Consider the following 18,951-nt stretch of genomic DNA (forward strand, 5'->3'; position numbering starts at 1 on the left):
CCGCCGCGTCGAAAGCACATAAAACCCCATCATGTACCGTAAATCCACACGTCACCGCGCCTTCGATCCGGATCCCGCCGCACCCGAAACGGTCTGCGAGATGCCGGGGTGCACCGCGCGCGCAGGATACCGGGCCCCGCGCAGCCGGGACTCCCTGAACGACTATGTCTGGTTCTGTCTCGACCATGTCCGCGACTACAACGCCCGCTGGGACTACTACAAAGGCATGAGCCCGGGCCAGATCGAAGCCCATATCCGGGCCGACACCGCCTGGCAGCGCCCGTCCTGGAAGCTCGGCACACGCGCCCAGCAGAGCTTCAGCGAGGAGGACGTGCTCGACCCGCTCGATCTCCTCAGCCGCCGGGCGAAGGCGCGCGCCGCCGACCACGCCGCCACGCCGAAGCCGCCGCCTCCCCTCCGCCAGCCGCTCTCCACGCTCGGGCTGGACTGGCCGGTTTCGCTGGACGATCTGAAATCGCGCTACAAATCCCTCGCCCGCCAGCATCATCCGGACACGAACGGCGGCGACAAGGCGGCGGAAGAACGCTTCAAGGCCGTCAACATCGCCTATGCCGTCATCCGCGCCCATCTGCGCGAGACCACGGCCGAATTTGCGACGGCGAAAGCCGGATAATCGCGCCATCCGCCACGCTTCCTCTGGCGGATGAAGAATTCCGGGCCTATCTTCACATCGACAAGCCCCAACCGCCGCTCACAGGATTCCTGTCGAATATGAGTGATTTCGTGTCCATCGATGCCCCCGAAACCGTCGTGACGAACGAGTCGAACACCGTTCCCACCAGCGCCCTCGGCCTGCCCGACCGCATGGTCTCGGCACGCGAGGTCTTCGGCATCGACGCGGACATGCAGACGCCCGCCTTCAGCTTCCGCAGCGAACACGTCCCCGATATCGATCCGACCTACCAGTTCGACCGCGACACTACCCTGGCCATTCTCGCGGGCTTCGCCTTCAACCGGCGCGTCATGATCCAGGGCTTCCACGGCACCGGCAAGTCGTCTCACATCGAGCAGGTCGCCGCCCGCCTGAACTGGCCCACCGTCCGCATCAATCTCGACAGCCACATCTCGCGGATCGACCTGATCGGCAAGGACGCCATCGTCCTGCGCGACGGCAAGCAGGTCACTGAATTCCGCGAGGGCCTGCTCCCCTGGTGTCTGCAACATCCCTGCGCGCTGGTCTTCGACGAATACGACGCCGGACGGCCGGACGTGATGTTCGTCATCCAGCGCGTGCTGGAGGGCGAGGGCCACCTGACCCTTCTCGACCAGAATCGCGTCATCCGCCCGAACCCGGCCTTCCGCATCTTCGCGACGGCCAACACCGTGGGGCTGGGCGACACGACCGGCCTCTATCACGGCACCCAGCAGATCAATCAGGGCCAGATGGATCGCTGGAACGTCGTCGTGTCTCTGAACTACCTTCCGCTGGAGCAGGAAGTCGCCATCGTCGCCGCCAAGCTCGGCGTTCCGGCGGATGACGGGGCCGCGCGCCGCAAGCTGGAGAACATGGTCGCCCTGGCCAATCTCACCCGCACGGGCTTCATGAGCGGCGACCTGTCCACCCTCATGTCCCCGCGCTCCGTCATCGCCTGGGCCGAGAACGAACGGATCTTCGGCGATCTCGCCCTCGCCTTCAGGCTGACCTTCCTCAATAAATGTGACGAGGCGGAGCGCCCCATCGTGGCGGAATACTACCAGCGCTGCTTCGACAAGCCTCCGTTGACGGTCTGATACGGGCGGCGACCGATGGCTGGCCCAAAGACCGCCCCGAGAACGGCCCCGAAAACGGCCTCAGGGAAATCCGCTCCCACGGGCGGCCAGCCCAGCCCGGCAGGCTCAGAGAAGAGCGAAGCCTTTCGCCGCGTGACCGTCGCCACCCTGCGCGCGGTCGGCGGCAAGGCGGAGACTGACGTCGCCTTCGCCAATCCCACCGGCCCCGGCAACAGCACTGCGGCCACCGGAGCGGACAGCATCCGCCTGCCCTACGTCTCCCGCGCCCTGCCGGATACGGAGCGGAACCGGGTGCGTGGCGCGGCGGACGCCGCCGCCCTGCGCATCCGCCACCACGATGAGCGCGTCCATGCCGCCATCCTGCCCGCCGAGCCGCTCGCCCGGCAGGTCTATGACGCCATCGAACAGGCGCGCTGCGAGATTTACGGGTCGCGCCACATGCTCGGCATGCGCGCCAATCTCGAGCGCAAGCTCGTCACGGATCTGCAGGAAGCCGGCGCCGGACGCATGACCACGCGGGACGACATGCCCGCGCCGCTCGCCCTTTCCCTGCTCGCCCGCGAGGCGATGACGGGCGAACCGCCGCCCCGGCAAGCCGGACAGGCGCTCGACGCATGGCGCGACGCGCTCACCCCGGAAGCGAAAGCCGCGCTCGCTGCTCTTGCCGCGCATCAGGGCGACCAGCAAGCGTTCGCTCATGCCACGCGGCGCCTTCTCGGCGCCTGCAACCTCACGGAAGCGCTCGAACCCGATAGCGAGGCCGATGACCAGGGCGAGGACGCCGAAACCGAAGACGACGCGGAGGACACGCCCGGCGGCGAAGAAGAGGAGAGACCTCAGGAAAGCGCCGATGAGCAGAATCCCGGCTTTCCTTCCGCCCAATCCGACGAACCGGACAGCGTCGAGGGCGAACAGGAGGGCGAGGAACAGGAGGATGGCGGCGCGGAGGAAGCCGCCGGCGAGACGCGCGGCCGCGAGAACGAGGCCGCCGACGAGGCGATCGGCGGCTACAAGGCGTTCACCACCGCCTTCGACGAGGAAGCGGAGGCCGAGGCGCTTTGCGATCCCGAGGAACTGACCCGCCTGCGCCAGCAGCTCGACCAGCAACTGGCCAGCATGCAAGGCCTGATTTCCCGCCTCGCCCATCGGCTCCAGCGGCGTCTCATGGCGCAGCAGCAGCGGGCCTGGGAATTCGATCAGGAGGACGGCATCCTCGACGCCGCCCGCCTCGCCCGCGTCGTGGTCAATCCTACCCTCACCCTCTCTTACAAGATCGAGCGCGAAGCCGATTTCCGCGATACCGTCGTCACGCTGCTGATCGACAATTCCGGCTCCATGCGCGGCCGTCCCATCACCGTGGCCGCCATGTGCGGCGACATCCTCGCCCGAACGCTGGAACGCTGCGCCGTGAAGGTCGAGGTACTGGGCTTCACCACCCGCGCCTGGAAAGGCGGCATGAGCCGTGAGCGCTGGATCGCGGCGGGCCGCCCGCCCGAACCCGGACGCCTGAACGATCTGCGCCACATCATCTACAAGAGCGCCGACACGCCATGGCGCCGCGCGCGCCGCAATCTCGGCCTGATGCTGCGCGAGGGGCTGCTCAAGGAGAACATCGACGGCGAGGCCCTCCTCTGGGCGTGGAAACGCCTGCGCCGCCGCGCCGAACACCGGCGCATCCTGATGGTGATCTCCGACGGCGCGCCGGTGGATGACAGCACCTTCTCCGCCAATCCGAGTTCCTATCTGGAAGACCACCTTCGCCGCGTGATCGCCAGAATCGAGTCCTCCGCCGATACCGAACTCGTCGCGATCGGCATCGGTCATGACGTGACACGCTATTATCGAAGCTCGGTGACGATCAACAACGCCGAGGAACTCGGGGGCACCATGATGCAGAAGCTGACGGAACTGTTCTCGCCCGCGCGCTGACCACCTCAGACGCGCCCGACGAGACGCCGCGACGCGCTCAAGGCCGCACCGCCGAGCGCGACCACCGCCGCCAGGGCGAGGCAAAGCGACGACGGATGAGCCGCATGGGCGAACACCCCCGCCACCATCAGCGCGCCCGCCGTCTGCCCGCCCAGCCGCGCGACCGAGACGAGCCCGCTTGCCCCGCCTTCCCGTCCCTTCGGCGCGGCCAGCATCATCGCGCGATTATTCGGCGGCTGAAAGATCCCGAACCCCGTGCCGGCAAGGCCCGTGCGCCACACGATATCGAAATTCGAGGCGTCCGTCGGCAGAAGCCAGAGCGCCAGAAACCCGCTCGCCGTCACCAGCATCCCCACGCTTGACAGAATCGCCGCCGGAACGCGGTCGGCAAATTTCCCCACCGCATAGGAAGCGATCCCCACACAGGCCGCCCACGGAGTGATGAGAAAGCCGGTGATCGTCTCAGGGCGATGGAACGTCTCCTCCAGGGTGAAAGGCATTGCGATGATGAAGAAATTCGATGCGACGAAAGCGGAAACGCCCACACCGAACGCAACCAGAAATTCAGGCAGCCGCAGCAGATCCAATGGCAGGATCGGATTTTCCCGCCCCCGCTGATGCGCCAGCAACCCGACCCAGCTCGCCACGCCGAGCAGCAGGAAGAGCAGCGCCGCGCCGCTCCCGCCATGCACCAGGTCATCCGCCCCGATCACGCTCGTGCAGAACGCCGTCGCCGTCAGCACGATGCCGCGGATATCGACCGGCGTCGCGCCGCGCGGCGTGACAGGCAGCGCCGCCGTCGCCAGCAGCAACGCCGCAAGGGCTAGGGGAATATTGATCCAGAAAATCCAGGGCCAGGTCGCGAAGGACAGCACAATGGAGCCCACCGTCGGCCCCAGAGCGACACCGAATCCCACGACCAGCCCGTTCAGGGCGATTCCCTTGCCGAGCGATTCCGACGGATAGATAAAGCGCAGAAGCGCGACATTCACGCCCATGATGCAAGCGCCGCCAATCCCTTGCAACGCGCGCGCGAGAGCGAGTTCCAGCAGCGTATGGGAAACTGCGCAACATGCCGACGCCACGAGGAACAACGCGATGCCGATCCGGCAGACGCGCGCGAACCCGATGCGCGCGCCGATCGAGGCGAGCGGCAACAGCATCGACAGGGACGCCAACTGATAGGCGTTGATGACCCAGATGGAGTCCGAGGCCGAGGTGTGGATGTCGCGCGCTATCGTCGGCAGGGCGACATTGGCGATGGCGTAGTCGAGAACCGAGAGAAGAACGGAAAGCGCGACCGCCGCCATGGCGCGCGTTCTGTGTGCGCCATGCAGCCCGTAGATCGTTTCCGACACGCCTAGGCGGGTCGAGGCAGGAAATTGCGCTGAAACAGCGTGTTGGTCCAACTCATCGCCTGAAGAAAAAGTGCCGCGTCGAAGCGCGGCGCGCCATCACGCAGGAACGCGTGCTGCCCATCAACCTCATGCCACTCCAGCTTCACGCCTGCCTCTTCGAGCCGGTCGCGGATCACCCGCCGTCCGGCATAAGGCACATGCGGGTCCGACTGTCCCCAGACCATCATGAGATCGCCCTTGATCTCATCGGCCCGCGCGAGAGAATCATCCGCCTGCCCCGCCCCGAGCGTCGCGCCGTGCAGGTCGGTCGCATAGAAACACGCCGCCGCCTGGACACGAGGATGAAGCGCCGCGCGATAGGAGAGATGCCCGCCGAGACACACCCCGAAGGCGCCGAACGCGCCGCTACAGGCGGGATGTTTCTCCAGCCAGTCGATCAGCGCCACATTGTCACTGTCGAACGAAGCGATCGGCTTGAGATATTTCAGGTCATTGCCCCGGTCCGTACCCGCATTGTCATAAGACAACACGCAGCCCGGCGGCTCATATTCGTGATAGACTTCAGGAATCACGACCAGATAGCCCTGCCCGGCGATCATCGCCGCCAGGCGGCGGATCGGCTGCGTCACCTGGTAAATCTCAGAAAACAGCAGAATGGCCGGAAATCGCCCCTCCCGTGTCGGACGGGAAAGATACACCCGCATCTTGCCCGTCGGCGTTCCGACATCCGCCGTCTCATCCGTGCGAATCAGCATCAAGTTTTCCTTTAAGAGACTGATTCCAGAATAAATTCCTGATGCGTCATGGGCCGCGAGAACATCGGAAACGTGTAGCTTATCGCCGCGTCATGCTGAGTCCGGGAAAGTGTGGCGACACAATCCGTCAGGGTTACGACATCATAACCGTGCTCATAGGCCGTCCGCATCGTCGATTCCACACAACAATCGGTAAGAAACCCGCCCAGCGCGACGCGCCGTATCCCGCTGTGCCGGAGGAGAAATTCCAGATTGGTACTGGCGAAGGCGCAAAGCCCGCGCTTTCCGGACACCACCAGATCGCCCGGCAGGGGCGTAAAACCCTCGGCCTGATCACCGCCCCATGCGCCCTGAAGGAACGCATTCGCGCCTTTCACCACGCCGAGCACGCCATAGGGCGCATCGCCGAGTTCGGGATGTCCCGCCGCGAAAAGAATCGGCGACCAGACGATCTTCATTCCCGATTGTCGTGCCTTCGCCACAACGTCCCGCGTATGCGCAAGCATCTGCGTGCGGTCGATCTCCCCCTTCACCCCGTCATGCAGGGCGCCGCCGGGGCTGATGAAATCGTTCTGATATTCGATCAGGACAAGAGCGGTTTCTTCCGGAGTGATGCGGGTCGTCATCGGGACTCTCCTTCGGTGAATGGATTGCGGGTTCCGCGAAGCTGAAGACGAATGGGAATGCCCGGCAGATGAAAGGTTTCCCGCAACCCGTTGACGAGATAGCGCTTGTACGATTCCGGCACCTGCTCGGCCCTCGTGCCGAAGAGGAGAAATGTCGGAGGCCGCGCCTTGACCTGCGTCATATAGCGCAGCTTGAGGCGCTTGCCCTCAACGAGCGGCGGCGGGTGACGCTCCAGCGCCTCCTCGAACCAGCGATTGAGTTCGCCTGTCGTGACGCGACTGTTCCAGATCCCGTAAACACGGCGGATGGCGGGAAGCAGCTTGTCCACCCCGGCGCCCGTCAGCGCGGAGAAGGTGACGACCTCGATGCCGCGCATCTGCGCCAGCGAGGTCTCGATGCGGTCGGAGATCGCCCTGCGCGTCGCCGCCCGGTCCTCGACCGCGTCCCATTTGTTCAACGCCAGCACGCAGGCCCGCCCCTCGCGCTCGATCAGCCGGGCGATCTGAAGATCCTGCTCATGCACGCCCAGCGTGGCGTCCAGCGCCAGGACGACCACCTCCGCCATCTTCAGCGCCTCGATCGAGGCGGAGACGGACATCCGCTCCAGAGATTCCTCGACCCGCGCGCGCTTGCGCATCCCGGCCGTGTCCACCACCTGGATCGGACCATGCCCGTCGTCGAACGTCACCGCGACGGCGTCACGCGTGAGGCCCGGCTCGGGCCCGGTGATCATCCGCTCCTCGCCCAGAAGACGATTGAGCAGCGTGGATTTCCCGGCATTGGGACGACCGATGATCGCAATCCGCAACGGCCCGGCGGGGCGCTCGTCCTCTTCCGCGTCATGCCGCGGGGCAGGAGCCGTATCCGGCAGCCGGTCCGCGATCTCGCTCATGAGATGGGCGACGCCCTCGCCATGTTCCGCCGAAAGCGCCAGCGGCGTGCCGAGACCCAGCGCATAGGCTTCCAGCGCCTCGGCCGTCGCCGCCGCACCCTCCGCCTTGTTGGCGACCAGCAGGACGGGCTTGTTCTGCCGGCGCAGCCACGCCGCGAAATGCTTGTCCGCCGGCGTTACCCCCGCCCGGGCGTCTATGCAGAACAGCACCAGATCGGCGGCGGCGACGGCATGTTCAGAGGAGGCGCGCATCCGTCCGAACAGCGTGTCCGGCGCGGCCTCCTCGAGCCCGGCCGTGTCGATCAGCCGGACCAGCCGCCCGCGCAGAAGCGCCTCGCCCTCCTTGCGGTCGCGCGTCACCCCCGGCTGATCGGAGACGATGGCCTGCCGCCGTCCGACGAGCCGGTTGAACAGGGTCGATTTGCCGACATTCGGCCTGCCGGCGATCACGACGACGGGCAATGCCTCCGGCATGACATCCAACTCAGCCATAGGCGCTCAACTTGCCGTCGGTGGAAAGCACCAGAACCTTCCCGTCGCAGATGATGGGCGTCACCATCGTCGGCGCCTGGGTCTTGATCACCACGTCCTTTTTGCCCTTGGGCTGCCCGTGCACCGCATCGACCACCTGCATCCCCGTTTCGGTGAGTGTCGAGACGCAGACGAGCTTGCCGCCCGCCAGCACCGGCCCGAACCACGTCACCGCGTCCTTCTGCTTGCGGATGCGCCGGAAGCGCCGCAGCGGCTTGATCCAGCGCACATGGCCCGACAGGCGGTCCAGACAGGCCAGTTCCTCATTGTCGGAAATGACATAGAGCCAGTCGCCGCAAATCACCGGCCCGTTGAGACTGCTGACCTCGCGCTCCCACAGGCGACGACCGGAACGCATGTCGATGGCGACCAGCACGGCGGACATGCTGACGGCATAGGCCGTCCCGTCGCAGATCACCGGCGCGCCGCGCACGCAGGCCAGATCGAGCATGGCGCCGCGACCGTTCGAACCCCCGAGGCTGTCGCTCCACACCACTTCGCCCGAGGCCGCGCGCAGGGCGACGAGGTCGCCGCTGCCGAACCCCGCCAGCACCACCCCGTCCACGACGGCCGGGGCCGCCTGGCCGAAAATCACCGTGTCGACGACCGTCGCCTGATAACTCCAGGCCTGCTTGCCGGTCGCCGCATCCAGCGCGAAGAATCGTTCGTCGATCGTGCCGAAGAACACCTTCCCCTCGGCGATCGTCGGTGCCGAGCGCCCGGGCGTGCCGATATTGACGCGCCATTTCACCGCGCCCGTAGCCGCGTCCACCGCAAGCGTCTGCGCCACGCCGTCAACGATGTAGAGCACGCCGTTCTCGACCGCCATGCCGCCGCCGATATCGGTGGAACGCGAATCCTTCGGCTTGGGCGTGAAATGCCAGAGTTCTCCCATGGCGGGCCAGCTCCAGGCCCGCACCACACCCTGCGCGTCGCGGGTGAAGATACGCCCGTCGGCAATGACCGGCGGCGACTGGATCGCGCCCCGCCCGTTCGATCCCAGCGCCGCGAAGGAGAGGAAACTCGGCTCCGACACGCCGGCGCCGATGGAGCGACGCCAGAGCAGGGACGGACCGTTCCAGGGCGTGTCGACGGCGATATGCGAGGGCACACGCCCGGCCTGCGGCCAGACCGTGATCGCCTGAGGCGCCGGCAGCGTGATCGGCGTGTGATCGTCGGGATCGACCGTCAGCCCCGCGCCCGTGGAAAGGATGTCGATGCGCTTGCCCGCGATCCGGGGCTTTTCCTCATCTTTGAAGACACTGCATCCCCCCAGCATCGTGCCGGCGGCAAGGGTGGTGGCGAGAAACCGTCTGCGTCGCATCGTCTGCGTCTGTTCCTCCGTGATCTGGCGCATCATCCGGCCTTTCGAGCCTCTGGCGCGGCAGGAACAGGCCCGAATGTCTGCAGAAGCGCGCCCGCCCGCTGCCGCACGCCGTCCGGCGCATCGGGCGCTTCGGAAATTCGCAGCAGAAGGTGGTGCGCCTCCTCCTGCTGCGCCGCCGCCGCCCCCGGTCTCAGATCGAGCGCCACCAGCCCTTCCTGCGCCAGAGCGCGCCAGGGTCCGGCGCTGGAGGCGAGCTGCTCGAAGCCGCGTCGCAGGGCGGCGGGATCGCCATCCGCCATCGAGGCGTTCAAGGAAAGATAACGTGCCAGCGATCTGAGATCGGGGCTCGCCTTCGTGTCATCGACGACGCTCTTCCACGCAGCCATCGCGCCCGGGCGGTCATGATCGGCCAGACGCAACGTGGCAAGACGAATGGCCGCGAAATCCCGGATATCGGCGGGCGCGGTGCTGACGAGATGGGCGAGGCTCTTCTCCGCCGCCCGCTGGGCGTCGGTCAGGCCAGAGGAACCCGCCGCCGCACCGGCATCCTCGATCGCCTGAACCGCTTCGAAATACTGTGCGGACGCCGCCAGCCGCTCCTGGCGATTTTCATAAGCCCGCCATTGCCAGACTCCCGCCGCACCCAGCACGACGACGGCAACACCCGCCGCCCATGGCGCGGAGCGCCGCAACAGCGCCCGTGTCTGCTGCGCGCGATATTCGGCACGCGCCTCGCTGATGAAATCCTCCGCCACTGTCATCCTCTTGTTTGTCTTGCGAGGCAGGCCCGATGCCGCGCGCGTCCATGGGGGCTGACCATACAGGGGCCGGACGAAGGTCGCAAACCGGCGTCTCGGGCGAAAACGCGGGGCGACGCCGAAGCCGGAGGTTTCCGCGCGGCGATTAACGCGCCGTTTACCCTTCGCCTCCAAACTAGCGCGGCACGCTCCGGAGACGCCGATGACCCGTCCTGTTTTTCTCTTCGCCCTGTGTCTCGCCGTCTGCCTGAGCGGCTGTGCGCCGGACCGTATCGCCTCCGCTCTCACCGGCAAGGAATGCAACACCGCCTATCTCTATGACGACGAAGATTTCTGCGCGGCGCCCAAGGGACCACCCCCTCCCCAGCCCTATTGCACCACCGGGTTCGAAGGTACGGATTGCTGGGCGCGGCCGGATCTCATGCCCAACGTAGCGCGCCAGACAGCGGAAGGCCCGACCACCCTCACGCCGTTGCAGAACCGCACGCGCATGAACGAATGACGGCGCGTCCGAATGGCTGGCCCGGACGTTCCGACACCGTGTGGGAGCGGGACTGCCACCGCGAGTTCCCAGTAATGTTGTTCTCAGTGATGTTCGAGCTTCTTCGCCCCAGCCGCGAGAGCCGCGCCGATCTTCCGGAAGTTGTCCGCGATGCGCTGCTGGACGGCAACGCTCTGCGCATGGATTTTGGCGATCCGCGCCCCGGCCTCGTCGCTGATTGCGCTTTCCTCTTTCCTGGCGGCGGCGCTGATGCAGGCATTATAGGCCCGCGCGTCCTTTTCATAACTCTGAAAGCGATCGACGCTGGCGTTGTAATGCTCGACATCCTTCGTGGAGACCGGCGGCGCTTCCGGCTCCGCCCCGCAATTGGCGAGCGGGTCCGCAAACGCCACGGACGGCGCGCAGGCGAAGAGAAGCGAGAGGATTGAAAGGCGGGCACGCGGGATCATTTTGCCTCGTACTTGTTTCATCGGCATGTCGTCATCGCCGGACTGAAAGGAAATTCCACCCATATGCGAGGGTCAAGGCGCAAATCGGGCCAACCGGCCGATCGGCGGCGACGTGATCTCGTCATCCTGCATCACGACATGCCCCCGGACGATGGTCGCCACCGGCCAGCCCGTGACGTCGAGTCCGTCGAACGGCGTCCAGCCGACGGGACTTGCAATCCATTCATTGCGGATGGTGCGGCGTTCCCGGAGATCGACGAGCGTGAAATCCGCATCGAATCCGACGGCCAGCCGCCCCTTCGTTTGCAGCCCGTAGATCCGCGCCGGACCCGCGGCCATGAGATCGACGAGACGGCCCAGCGACAGCCGTCCCTGCGCCACATGGTCGAGCATGACCGGCAGCAGGGTCTGCACGCCCGTCAGCCCGGCGGGACAGTCCGGCCAGGGACGGGTCTTGGCCCCCAGCGCGTGCGGCGCATGATCGGAGGACACGACATCCACCCGCCCGTCGCGAATCGCCGCCCAACTGGCGTCATAATGCCGGCGGTCGCGAATCGGCGGGTTCATCACGGCCAGGCCGCCCAACGCCTCGTAGCAGTCTGGCGCCACCTGCGTGAGATGGTTCACCAGAACCTCGCAGGACGCGATCTCCCGATGGTCCGCGAGATAATCGAGTTCCTCCGCCGTCGAGACATGCAGGATATGCGCGGGGCGATTGGTCCTGCGCGCGAGCGCCACGATCCGGCGCGTGCCGAGAAAGGCGCATTCCTCGTCCCGCCAGAGCATGTGGGTCGCATAGGGTTGCCCGGTCTTGAACAGCTTGCGTCGCGCCTGAAGGCGATATTCGTCCTCCGAATGAAAGGCGATGCGGCGATGGCCGCTCCTCATCACCGCCTCGATGCCGTCATCGTCCTCGATCATGAGATCGCCGGTGGACGAGCCCGCGAAGAGCTTGACGGCGCACACGCCGGGGAGACGTTCCAGCGCGGCCAGATCGGGCGTATTCGCGCGGGTCGCGCCGACATAGAGACCGATATCCACCAGACAACTCGCCCCGACGCGCGCCGCCTTGTCGGCGATCGCTTCGGCGGAGGTGATCGACGGCGTGGTGTTGGGCATGTCGAAAATCGTCGTGATCCCGCCCAGCGCCGCGCCGCGCGTGCCGCTGGCCATGGACTCGATCGACGCATCTCCCGGATCGCGGAAATGGACATGGGCGTCGATCATGCCCGGCAGCACATGCAGATGCCGGGCATCGATCTCTCGCTCGGCCGTATCCGTCATCCTGGCGTCCAGCGTCGCGATACGCCCGTTCCGCACGCCGATATCCGTCTCTTCCGCCCCCCAGGGGAACAGGCAGAGTCCATGGCGGATGATGAGATCGTACTGCATGGCGTGTTCCCTTCCCGTAACCGAACGGCCGCCGCTCCGTCAGGCGGCCAGCGTATCGAAGAGATCGCCGTGCGAGGCAACGCCCTCGATATGGATTTTATGCCAGAGCGCATAGAAAAGCAGATGCCATGCCGCGCGCCCGCCACGATGCCCGGCTCTGGCGAAAACCCGCTCCACCTGCCTGCGGCCCGCAACAGGCGCGATGCCCGCGCTCGCCGCCACGAGCGGTGCGAGCCGCGCCGCCTCTTCGCCCAGCCATGTCCCGACCGGCACCGTGAACCCCTGCTTCGGCGCAAACGCCCTCGCCTCGGGCATCTCGGTGTCGAGCCAGCGGCGCAGGAGATATTTGCCTTGACCGTTGCGCAGCTTGAGCGCGTCCGGCAGGGCCGCCGCGACGGCTGCGACGGCGGGATCGAGAAACGGGGTCCGCCCCTCGATCGCATGAACCATCAGGCAGCGATCCAGCTTGAGAAGGAGATCGTTCGGCAGCCATTCCGCCACGTCGAGCGCCTGCGCCCGGCTCAACGCCGTTACACCGGAATGCGGAAGCCGCATGGCCGCGCGCCACTCGCCGCCGATCGCCATTCCGCACCCGTCGAGCGCGCCGCTCCGCCAGGGCGCACGCCCCCCGCGCCACCAGGGCTTCGTCACGCGACGATACCGTCCGTAACCGCCGAAAAGTTCGTCCCCGCCCTCGCCGCTGAGGATCACCTTCACGCTCCCCCGCGCCGCGCGGGCGAGAAACCATGTGGGGATGACGGCGTAATCCGCGACGGGATCATCCAGCGCCGCGACGATCTCCGGAAGATGGCGGAACACCTCTTCCCTCCGGACCGTCAGGACGCGATGCTCCGCGCCCGCCAGACGGGCCAGACGCGCGGCCTCCGCCGATTCGTCCGCCTCGCCCGCATCGAAACGCGCCGTCCAGGCCAGCGGATTCTGCGCACCCAGCTTCCGCATGGCGGCGAGAATCACGCTGCTGTCGATACCGCCCGACAGGAACAGCCCGAACGGCACGTCGGCGCGTTCATGCGCGGCGACACTGTCCAGCAACGCCCGGTCGAGCAGGGCCAGCGCCTCTGTCTCATCATGGACCTCGTCATGGACGGTCCCGGACGGCGCCGGAAGCGCATCGCGCCGATAACTGGCGACGATTTCTCCCCTCTCGATCCGCAGCGTCCCGCCCGGGGCCAGACGGCGAATTCCGGGATAAATCGTGTCATTCCCGGGCGTGAATTGCAGGGCCAGCAGCGCATCGCGCGCCGCCGGGCGGACCGCCCGCGTTCCATACCCTCCCGCGAGCAAGGCTCGAGGCTCGGAGGCGAAGGCGAGTCCGGTATCATCCTCCGCGATATAAAGCGGCTTGATGCCGAACGGATCGCGGCTCAGCAGCACGGTTCCCGCCTCATCGTTCCGGTCGGTCAGCGCGATCGCATACATGCCCCTCAGGGAATCGGCATATTGGAGCCCCTCGCGCGGCCAGAGGGCGAGCGGGGTCTCGCAATCGCTGCCGGTCCGGAACACCAATTCCGGGAAACGGGCGCGCAGGGCGGGATCGTTATAGATCTCGCCATTGGCGACGAGCACGACCGGCCCGAGGGCAAGCGGCTGCGCGCCGCCCGCGATGTCGATGATGGACAGCCGCCGATGCCGCAACGCGACATGATCGCCGTCGAATTCCCCTGCCCCGTCCGGCCCCCGATGGCGCAGCGCCAACGACATCAGGCGCAGGCGTTCCGGATCGGGCCGATGCCCGGGACGGCAGGCGATGCCGGCGATGCCGCACATTCAGACCGCCTCCACACGCAGGAAATGCTCCCAGCGCGCCAGAACGGTCGGCGCAGCGAATTCGCGCTCGAAACGCGCCCGGCCGTTCGATCCCAGCCGCGCCGCCAAAGCCGGATCGTCGAGAATCCGGCTCAGTTCCGCAGCCAGCGCGTCATGATCTTCGACAGGAAACAGGAGACCGTCCTCCGTGCCCGCGATCAGTTCGCGCGGGCCTTGCAGATCGGCGGCGACGACGGGACGTCCCGCTGAGAATGCCTCGATGACCACGTTCCCCAGCGGCTCGATGCGCGACGGGCAAATCAGCGCGTCGCACGCCTTGAGCCACGGCGCGGCATTCTGCACCCAGCCGGGGAAATGCACCCGTTCCGCGACACCGAGGCGGCGCGCCAGTGCCGCAAGAGACTCGCGTTCCGGCCCGTCCCCCGCGATCACCAGATCCAGATCGGGCAGGGTCCGGACGGCATGGATCGCCGTGTCGAACGCCTTGTTGCGATGCAGCCGCCCGAGTGCCAGCACGAAGGGCCGTCGCGCGTGGAGAAAGGGAGGGCGGCAGGCGGAAACATCCGCATAATCGGAGGCGAAATTCGGAACGTAATGCACCTGCTCGGCGGACCAGCCCTGCGCGATCATCCAGGCGACAAGCCCGCGCGTATTGCCGACCAGATGACGACAGCCGCGATAATTCGACAGATCGTAATACCCGCCCAGACGCCCGACGGCCGTCCAGTTCCCTTCGGGCAGATGCCGCGCCGCACGGCTCATCCAGGCCACGACGACGTTCGGTGCGAAGCCGCGCAACGCGCGGGCGAGGCGCGGGCGCGTCCTCCAATCCAGCGCGCCGCCGAAGCGGAACGTCCGCACCGGCACGCCTCCGTCACGCAACCGCTCCACCCGCCCCGCATCGCGGCGGATGAAGGCCGCGACATCCACCCCGCCCGCGTGCTGCGCGCGGGTCAGACGCTCGAAGAACAGTTCCGCCCCTCCGGTCGGCGCACCCGCCATGACGTGAGCGACGCGCAACGGGGTGCCGCTGTCGGAAAGAAAGGCCATGCGCCTCTATCCGCCGCCCGCGGAGACTTGGCAAGCAAGCAGGGCAAGCGCCGCATCGCGCACCTCGGCGACGGAAATATCCACCATCGCCCCCTCACCTTCCGCGCCGGGCGCCTGAACGAACGCCGCGCATCTCCCGGACGGAGCATATTCCGAAGGTTTCGACGGGCCGAACAGCCCGAGCGTCGGGATGCCGCTCGCCGCCGCGAGATGCATCAGCCCCGAATCATTGCCGACGAACAAGGCGCATCGCCCGAGCAACGCGGCGACTTCGCCTACTGGACGCCCACCCCCGAGATCATGCGCCAGCGGGAGCAACGCGATGACTTGCGCCGCCCGGCGACGTTCGTCCTCTCCCGGGCCGTAGAACAGCACGGGCACGAAGCCCTCGCGCGTCAGATCCTGCGCCAGCGCGGCGAAGCTCTCGGGCGGCCAGATTTTCCCGTCCCAGTTCGCGGTCGGCGCGAGCGCGAGATAGCGCGATCCTGCGGGCAACAGTTCCACGGCGCGGCGTCGCTGCTCCACCGTGGACCAGGTGACGGGCAGAGGCCATGGCGCGATGCCAAACAAACCGGCGATATGTCCCAGACGCCTTCCCGGCCGCCGACCGCCGCGCAGGATGCGCCGCCGCTTCGCGCGGAGGAACAGGCTCACCCCCGATCCGCGCAAATCGACCGCCAGATCCCAGCGCGTGCCGATGCAGGCCCGCCAGAGCGCCAGCCAGTGCCGGTCATGCCGCTGTTTGACCAGCGGAATGACGCGCTCCACGTGCGGGCAGGGTTCGAAGAGGCTCGCCGCCACCGGCCCGCAGACGACCGTCACGCGCGCCGTCGGATACCGGGTGATGAGGGCGTTCAGCAACCCCGTGGAAATCACGGCGTCGCCGAGGCGGTTGGCCGTGATGAAGAGAATGTTCATAGGGCGTTCAACGGAGCCAGATCGGCTCCTTCAACGTGCCGACGAAGGCCGCATGGGCGGCGTCCTCTTCGGCGGAAGGAGGCGCCATGCGACGCGGCGAGCGGTTCGGATCGCGCACATATGTCGCCACCCCGCCGCGTCCGCCGCTCTGATGCATCAGACCGAGACCGCGCTGACGCCCTCCCATCAACTCCACATAGACCTCCGCCAGCAGCTTGCAGTCCAGCAGGGCGTTATGGGTGGTGCGTGCCGATAGGTCGATCTCGAAGCGGCGGCACAAGGCGTCGAGGCTGTTGGGCAGGCCGGGAAAGCGCTTCTTGGCGATTTCGAGCGTGTCCACCATGCGGGACGATTCGAGGGGCGGCAACCCGCATGCCGCCAGCTCGGCGTTGAGAAAGCCGAAATCAAAGCGCGCATTATGCGCGATCAGCGGATCGCCCTGAACGAAATCGAGGAAGCCTTGCGCGACCTCGGCGAATTTCGGCTGGCCGTGCAGATCCTCCCGCGTGAAGCCATGCACGCGCGTTGCCTCCGCGGGCACGTCGCGCTCCGGGTCGACCAGCGTGTGATAATGATTCCCGGTGGGCAGATCGTCCACCAGTTCGAGGGCCGCGATCTCTATGACGCGATCGCCCGAGGCGGGATCGAGGCCTGTCGTCTCGGTGTCGAAGAGGATCGAACGTTTCATGGCAACGACTCCAGCGCGGTCTTGATGCGGATGAACTGACGGAAGGTCTCGGCACGGGACAGGCCCGTGTGAAGAACGAAATCGGCGCGGCGGCGGCGTTCGTTCTCCGCCATCTGCCGGGCGAGCAGGGCCCGCGCCTGACCGAGATCGACGGAACGGCGACGCATGACGCGCCGGATGCGCAAGCTTTCTGGTGCCGTGACGACGAGCACGCGGTCGCATTCCCTCTCGGCCCCCGTCTCGAAGAGGAGGGGAATCTCGAACACGCACCAGCGATGCCCCCGCGCCCGAGCATGCCGCACGAAGTGCTCGCGCTCCTGTCGCACCAGCGGGTGAATGACTCCTTCCAGCGTCCGCATCGCCTCCGGGTCGTGGATCACCGCCGCGCGCAGTTTCGCGCGATTCACGGCCCCGTCCACGACCACGCCGGGCCAGAGCCGCGCGATCGGCGCGATCGCCGCGCCGCCGCGCGACTGGAGGCGATGAACGCAGGCATCGGCGTCGAAGACCGGCCAGCCCGTCGCCCGGAACAGGGTTGCGACATAGGTCTTGCCCGCCCCCATGCCCCCCGTGAGACCAAGAATACGCACGTTTTCAGCCCGGACCCTTCAGTCTGGCGTCGCGAGCAGAAGCGCGCGGGTTTCCGCATCCGCCTCGGGCCAGACGCCGAACCAGGAGGCGAATCCCGCCCGCGCCTGCTGGATCAGCATGCCCAGCCCGTCGACCGTCGTCAGGCCGCGTGTTTCAGCCGCCGCGAGCAGCGGCGTGCGCAACGGGTTATAGACGATATCGGCGACGGCCAGCGCCGACGGCGCGCGCTCCAGACATTCCGCCCAATATCCGGCCTCGTCCGGCCCCTCGGCGCCGTTCAGCCCGAGCGACGTCGCGTTCACCAGCAGGTCGCAGCCCTCCAGCCGCGCCGGCCACGCGTCCCAGCGGACGGCCTCCCCGCCGCACAAGGCGCGCGTCAGCACCTCGGCGCGAGTGGCCGTCCTGTTGGCGATCAGGACCTCGCCCCCCGCATCCAGTAGAGCCGCCGCGATGGCGCGCGCCGCGCCGCCCGCCCCCAGCACCAGGGCGCGCCGCACCGTTTCGATCCCACGGGCGCGCAGATCCGCGATGAAGCCGGTACCATCCGTGCAGTCGCCCGTCATCGAGCCATCGGGCTCGAACCGGATCGTGTTCACCGCTCCGGCGCGCTGGGCGACATGCGTGCGGCGCGTGACCAGCCCGAATGCATCCTCCTTGTGCGGAATGGTGACGTTGACGCCTTCGAATCCGGCCGCCGCCAGCCCGGCCAGGGCGGTCGCGAGCGCGCCCGGCCTGACGGGAAGCGGCACATACGCCCCGTTCACCCCATGGCGGGCGCACCAGTGATTATGCAGGAGAGGCGAGCGCGAATGGGTCACGGGCCAGCCGATCACCCCGGCGAGACGGGTCGTGCCGCTGATCGTCATGCCGGTTGCGTCTCCTCTTCCAGCCGTTTCCAATAAAGCGGCAACAGCCGGGCCAGACGGACCGCCCATGCGTCCTGCCCTCCCCGGCCGGCGATCAGATCCTGCCGGATTTCGAGTTCCAGATACGGTAGCCCCGCCGCCTCGGCATGGCGCGGAACAGTGTAGTCCGAGGTCGTGGTCAGGACATAGGGCTCGTTGTCGCCGACGCAGAGATCGCCGTCCGCGCGCAGCAGATCGAGCATGATCCGGGCCGAAACGGTGTCACGGTGATGCAGCACGCCGACATGCCACGGCCGGTCCGCACCGCCCATGCGCGGGGTGAAGCTGTGCAGCGCGATCAACGCCGTCGGCTGCCCGTCCGTCTTGCGCCGCGCCAGCTCCGCCGCGATCCTGTCGTGATAGGGATGCAGGATTTCCATCTCCCGCGACGCCCTGCACAGCACGCTCGCCGTCTGGTTCGCGGGCACGGCCGTCCCGTCCGAAACGGGGGTCAGCGAGGTCGGATGGCCGGGCGAGCGATTACAGTCGATCACCAGCCGGGAATAGACCTGCTCGATCAGCGTGGCGCCCAGCCGCTCATGCAGCGCGCGCCCGACGCCCTGGATGCCGATATCCCATGCGATATGCCGTTCCCAATCCTCGGGCGAGACGCCCAGATCGCCCAGACGCTTCGGACTCTGCCGTCCCGCATGGTCGGCGACCAGCAGAAAGGGCGACGGACGGACCGCCGCATGGACGATGTAAGGCGGCGGATCGTCCTCCGACAGCAGCGCCATGG

Annotated in this window: 19 protein-coding genes; 4 read left to right on the forward strand and 15 right to left on the reverse strand. The window is 67.1% G+C overall.

Going from position 1 to position 18,951, the window contains the following annotated elements; genetic code table 11:
* Positions 1–31: 31 nt before the first annotated feature.
* The 3 genes from EDC31_RS00555 (at position 32) to EDC31_RS00565 (ending at position 3,681) form a co-directional block, all read left to right on the forward strand.
* The gene (locus EDC31_RS00555) at positions 32–634 is read left to right on the forward strand and encodes a J domain-containing protein (protein WP_042058231.1); all 603 of its coding nucleotides are present in this window, start codon (positions 32–34) and stop codon (positions 632–634) included.
* Between the two features lie 98 nt (positions 635–732).
* Positions 733–1,752: an AAA family ATPase gene (locus EDC31_RS00560; protein WP_042058232.1), complete on the forward strand. Its 1,020-nt coding sequence runs from the start codon at positions 733–735 to the stop codon at positions 1,750–1,752.
* Between the two features lie 15 nt (positions 1,753–1,767).
* Entirely contained in the window at positions 1,768–3,681 is a 1,914-nt protein-coding gene (locus EDC31_RS00565) for a cobaltochelatase CobT-related protein (RefSeq protein WP_042058234.1), read from the forward strand.
* Positions 3,682–3,686: 5 nt separating this feature from the next.
* Here EDC31_RS00565 and EDC31_RS00570 read toward each other — a convergent pair whose 3' ends face one another.
* From EDC31_RS00570 to EDC31_RS00595, 6 genes are read right to left on the reverse strand one after another with little or no spacing between them, the layout of a single operon-like run.
* Positions 3,687–4,991, reverse strand: a complete 1,305-nt coding sequence (locus tag EDC31_RS00570) for an MFS transporter (RefSeq protein WP_081797547.1) — start codon at positions 4,989–4,991, stop codon at positions 3,687–3,689.
* A 50-nt stretch (positions 4,992–5,041) separates the two neighbouring features.
* Positions 5,042–5,794 carry a dienelactone hydrolase family protein gene (locus EDC31_RS00575; RefSeq protein ID WP_042058238.1) on the reverse strand — a complete coding sequence of 251 codons (753 nt, stop codon included), beginning with the start codon at positions 5,792–5,794 and terminating at the stop codon, positions 5,042–5,044.
* Between the two features lie 11 nt (positions 5,795–5,805).
* Positions 5,806–6,420, reverse strand: coding sequence for a cysteine hydrolase (locus EDC31_RS00580; RefSeq protein ID WP_042058239.1), 615 nt, complete (start codon positions 6,418–6,420; stop codon positions 5,806–5,808).
* Positions 6,417–7,805 (reverse strand): ribosome biogenesis GTPase Der, encoded by a 1,389-nt coding sequence (gene der, locus EDC31_RS00585; RefSeq protein ID WP_042058241.1) that lies wholly within the window; start codon positions 7,803–7,805, stop codon positions 6,417–6,419. Before der ends, EDC31_RS00580 begins: the two co-directional genes overlap by 4 nt.
* On the reverse strand, positions 7,798–9,204 hold the full coding sequence (locus EDC31_RS00590) for a PQQ-like beta-propeller repeat protein (RefSeq protein ID WP_408735058.1): 1,407 nt from the start codon (positions 9,202–9,204) through the stop codon (positions 7,798–7,800). Before EDC31_RS00590 ends, der begins: the two co-directional genes overlap by 8 nt.
* Complete coding sequence (locus EDC31_RS00595; RefSeq protein WP_042058243.1) at positions 9,201–9,932, reverse strand: hypothetical protein; 732 nt, start codon at positions 9,930–9,932, stop codon at positions 9,201–9,203. Before EDC31_RS00595 ends, EDC31_RS00590 begins: the two co-directional genes overlap by 4 nt.
* A 199-nt stretch (positions 9,933–10,131) precedes the next feature.
* Between EDC31_RS00595 and EDC31_RS00600 the strand changes: the two genes are divergently transcribed.
* Positions 10,132–10,431: a hypothetical protein gene (locus tag EDC31_RS00600; protein ID WP_042058245.1), complete on the forward strand. Its 300-nt coding sequence runs from the start codon at positions 10,132–10,134 to the stop codon at positions 10,429–10,431.
* Between the two features lie 83 nt (positions 10,432–10,514).
* On the opposite strand, the gene EDC31_RS00605 is transcribed toward EDC31_RS00600, so the two are convergent.
* The 9 genes from EDC31_RS00605 to EDC31_RS00645 form a co-directional block, all read right to left on the reverse strand.
* Positions 10,515–10,880 carry a hypothetical protein gene (locus tag EDC31_RS00605; RefSeq protein ID WP_042058246.1) on the reverse strand — a complete coding sequence of 122 codons (366 nt, stop codon included), beginning with the start codon at positions 10,878–10,880 and terminating at the stop codon, positions 10,515–10,517.
* Positions 10,881–10,952: 72 nt separating this feature from the next.
* Positions 10,953–12,272 carry a dihydroorotase gene (locus EDC31_RS00610; RefSeq protein ID WP_042058250.1) on the reverse strand — a complete coding sequence of 440 codons (1,320 nt, stop codon included), beginning with the start codon at positions 12,270–12,272 and terminating at the stop codon, positions 10,953–10,955.
* Between the two features lie 39 nt (positions 12,273–12,311).
* Positions 12,312–14,060: an asparagine synthase (glutamine-hydrolyzing) gene (asnB, locus tag EDC31_RS00615; protein WP_042058252.1), complete on the reverse strand. Its 1,749-nt coding sequence runs from the start codon at positions 14,058–14,060 to the stop codon at positions 12,312–12,314.
* The gene (locus EDC31_RS00620; protein WP_042058254.1) at positions 14,061–15,110 is read right to left on the reverse strand and encodes a glycosyltransferase; all 1,050 of its coding nucleotides are present in this window, start codon (positions 15,108–15,110) and stop codon (positions 14,061–14,063) included.
* Positions 15,111–15,116: 6 nt separating this feature from the next.
* Entirely contained in the window at positions 15,117–16,028 is a 912-nt protein-coding gene (locus tag EDC31_RS00625) for a glycosyltransferase family 9 protein (RefSeq protein WP_042058257.1), read from the reverse strand.
* A 7-nt stretch (positions 16,029–16,035) separates the two neighbouring features.
* Positions 16,036–16,716: a DNA polymerase III subunit epsilon gene (dnaQ, locus tag EDC31_RS00630; protein ID WP_042058260.1), complete on the reverse strand. Its 681-nt coding sequence runs from the start codon at positions 16,714–16,716 to the stop codon at positions 16,036–16,038.
* Positions 16,713–17,306: a dephospho-CoA kinase gene (gene coaE, locus EDC31_RS00635; RefSeq protein ID WP_042058262.1), complete on the reverse strand. Its 594-nt coding sequence runs from the start codon at positions 17,304–17,306 to the stop codon at positions 16,713–16,715. The genes dnaQ and coaE overlap by 4 nt, the downstream gene beginning before the upstream one ends.
* 18 nt (positions 17,307–17,324) lie before the next feature.
* A complete protein-coding gene (gene aroE, locus EDC31_RS00640) occupies positions 17,325–18,173 on the reverse strand; it encodes a shikimate dehydrogenase (RefSeq protein ID WP_042058264.1) in 849 nt (282 codons plus the stop codon).
* Positions 18,170–18,949: an N-formylglutamate amidohydrolase gene (locus EDC31_RS00645; RefSeq protein WP_042058266.1), complete on the reverse strand. Its 780-nt coding sequence runs from the start codon at positions 18,947–18,949 to the stop codon at positions 18,170–18,172. The genes aroE and EDC31_RS00645 overlap by 4 nt, the downstream gene beginning before the upstream one ends.
* Positions 18,950–18,951: the final 2 nt, after the last annotated feature.

The sequence above is a fragment of the Acidomonas methanolica genome, from assembly GCF_004346035.1.
Lineage (GTDB): Bacteria > Pseudomonadota > Alphaproteobacteria > Acetobacterales > Acetobacteraceae > Acidomonas > Acidomonas methanolica.

Coding starts and splice junctions, on each gene's coding strand:
- EDC31_RS00555 (WP_042058231.1), top strand. CDS start 32: ATGTACCGTAAATCCACACGTCACCGCGCCTTCGATCCGGATCCCGCC.
- EDC31_RS00560 (WP_042058232.1), top strand. CDS start 733: ATGAGTGATTTCGTGTCCATCGATGCCCCCGAAACCGTCGTGACGAAC.
- EDC31_RS00565 (WP_042058234.1), top strand. CDS start 1,768: ATGGCTGGCCCAAAGACCGCCCCGAGAACGGCCCCGAAAACGGCCTCA.
- EDC31_RS00570 (WP_081797547.1), bottom strand. CDS start 4,991: ATGGCGGCGGTCGCGCTTTCCGTTCTTCTCTCGGTTCTCGACTACGCC.
- EDC31_RS00575 (WP_042058238.1), bottom strand. CDS start 5,794: ATGCTGATTCGCACGGATGAGACGGCGGATGTCGGAACGCCGACGGGC.
- EDC31_RS00580 (WP_042058239.1), bottom strand. CDS start 6,420: ATGACGACCCGCATCACTCCGGAAGAAACCGCTCTTGTCCTGATCGAA.
- der (WP_042058241.1), bottom strand. CDS start 7,805: ATGGCTGAGTTGGATGTCATGCCGGAGGCATTGCCCGTCGTCGTGATC.
- EDC31_RS00590 (WP_408735058.1), bottom strand. CDS start 9,204: ATGATGCGCCAGATCACGGAGGAACAGACGCAGACGATGCGACGCAGA.
- EDC31_RS00595 (WP_042058243.1), bottom strand. CDS start 9,932: ATGACAGTGGCGGAGGATTTCATCAGCGAGGCGCGTGCCGAATATCGC.
- EDC31_RS00600 (WP_042058245.1), top strand. CDS start 10,132: ATGACCCGTCCTGTTTTTCTCTTCGCCCTGTGTCTCGCCGTCTGCCTG.
- EDC31_RS00605 (WP_042058246.1), bottom strand. CDS start 10,880: ATGATCCCGCGTGCCCGCCTTTCAATCCTCTCGCTTCTCTTCGCCTGC.
- EDC31_RS00610 (WP_042058250.1), bottom strand. CDS start 12,272: ATGCAGTACGATCTCATCATCCGCCATGGACTCTGCCTGTTCCCCTGG.
- asnB (WP_042058252.1), bottom strand. CDS start 14,060: ATGTGCGGCATCGCCGGCATCGCCTGCCGTCCCGGGCATCGGCCCGAT.
- EDC31_RS00620 (WP_042058254.1), bottom strand. CDS start 15,110: ATGGCCTTTCTTTCCGACAGCGGCACCCCGTTGCGCGTCGCTCACGTC.
- EDC31_RS00625 (WP_042058257.1), bottom strand. CDS start 16,028: ATGAACATTCTCTTCATCACGGCCAACCGCCTCGGCGACGCCGTGATT.
- dnaQ (WP_042058260.1), bottom strand. CDS start 16,716: ATGAAACGTTCGATCCTCTTCGACACCGAGACGACAGGCCTCGATCCC.
- aroE (WP_042058264.1), bottom strand. CDS start 18,173: ATGACGATCAGCGGCACGACCCGTCTCGCCGGGGTGATCGGCTGGCCC.
- EDC31_RS00645 (WP_042058266.1), bottom strand. CDS start 18,949: ATGGCGCTGCTGTCGGAGGACGATCCGCCGCCTTACATCGTCCATGCG.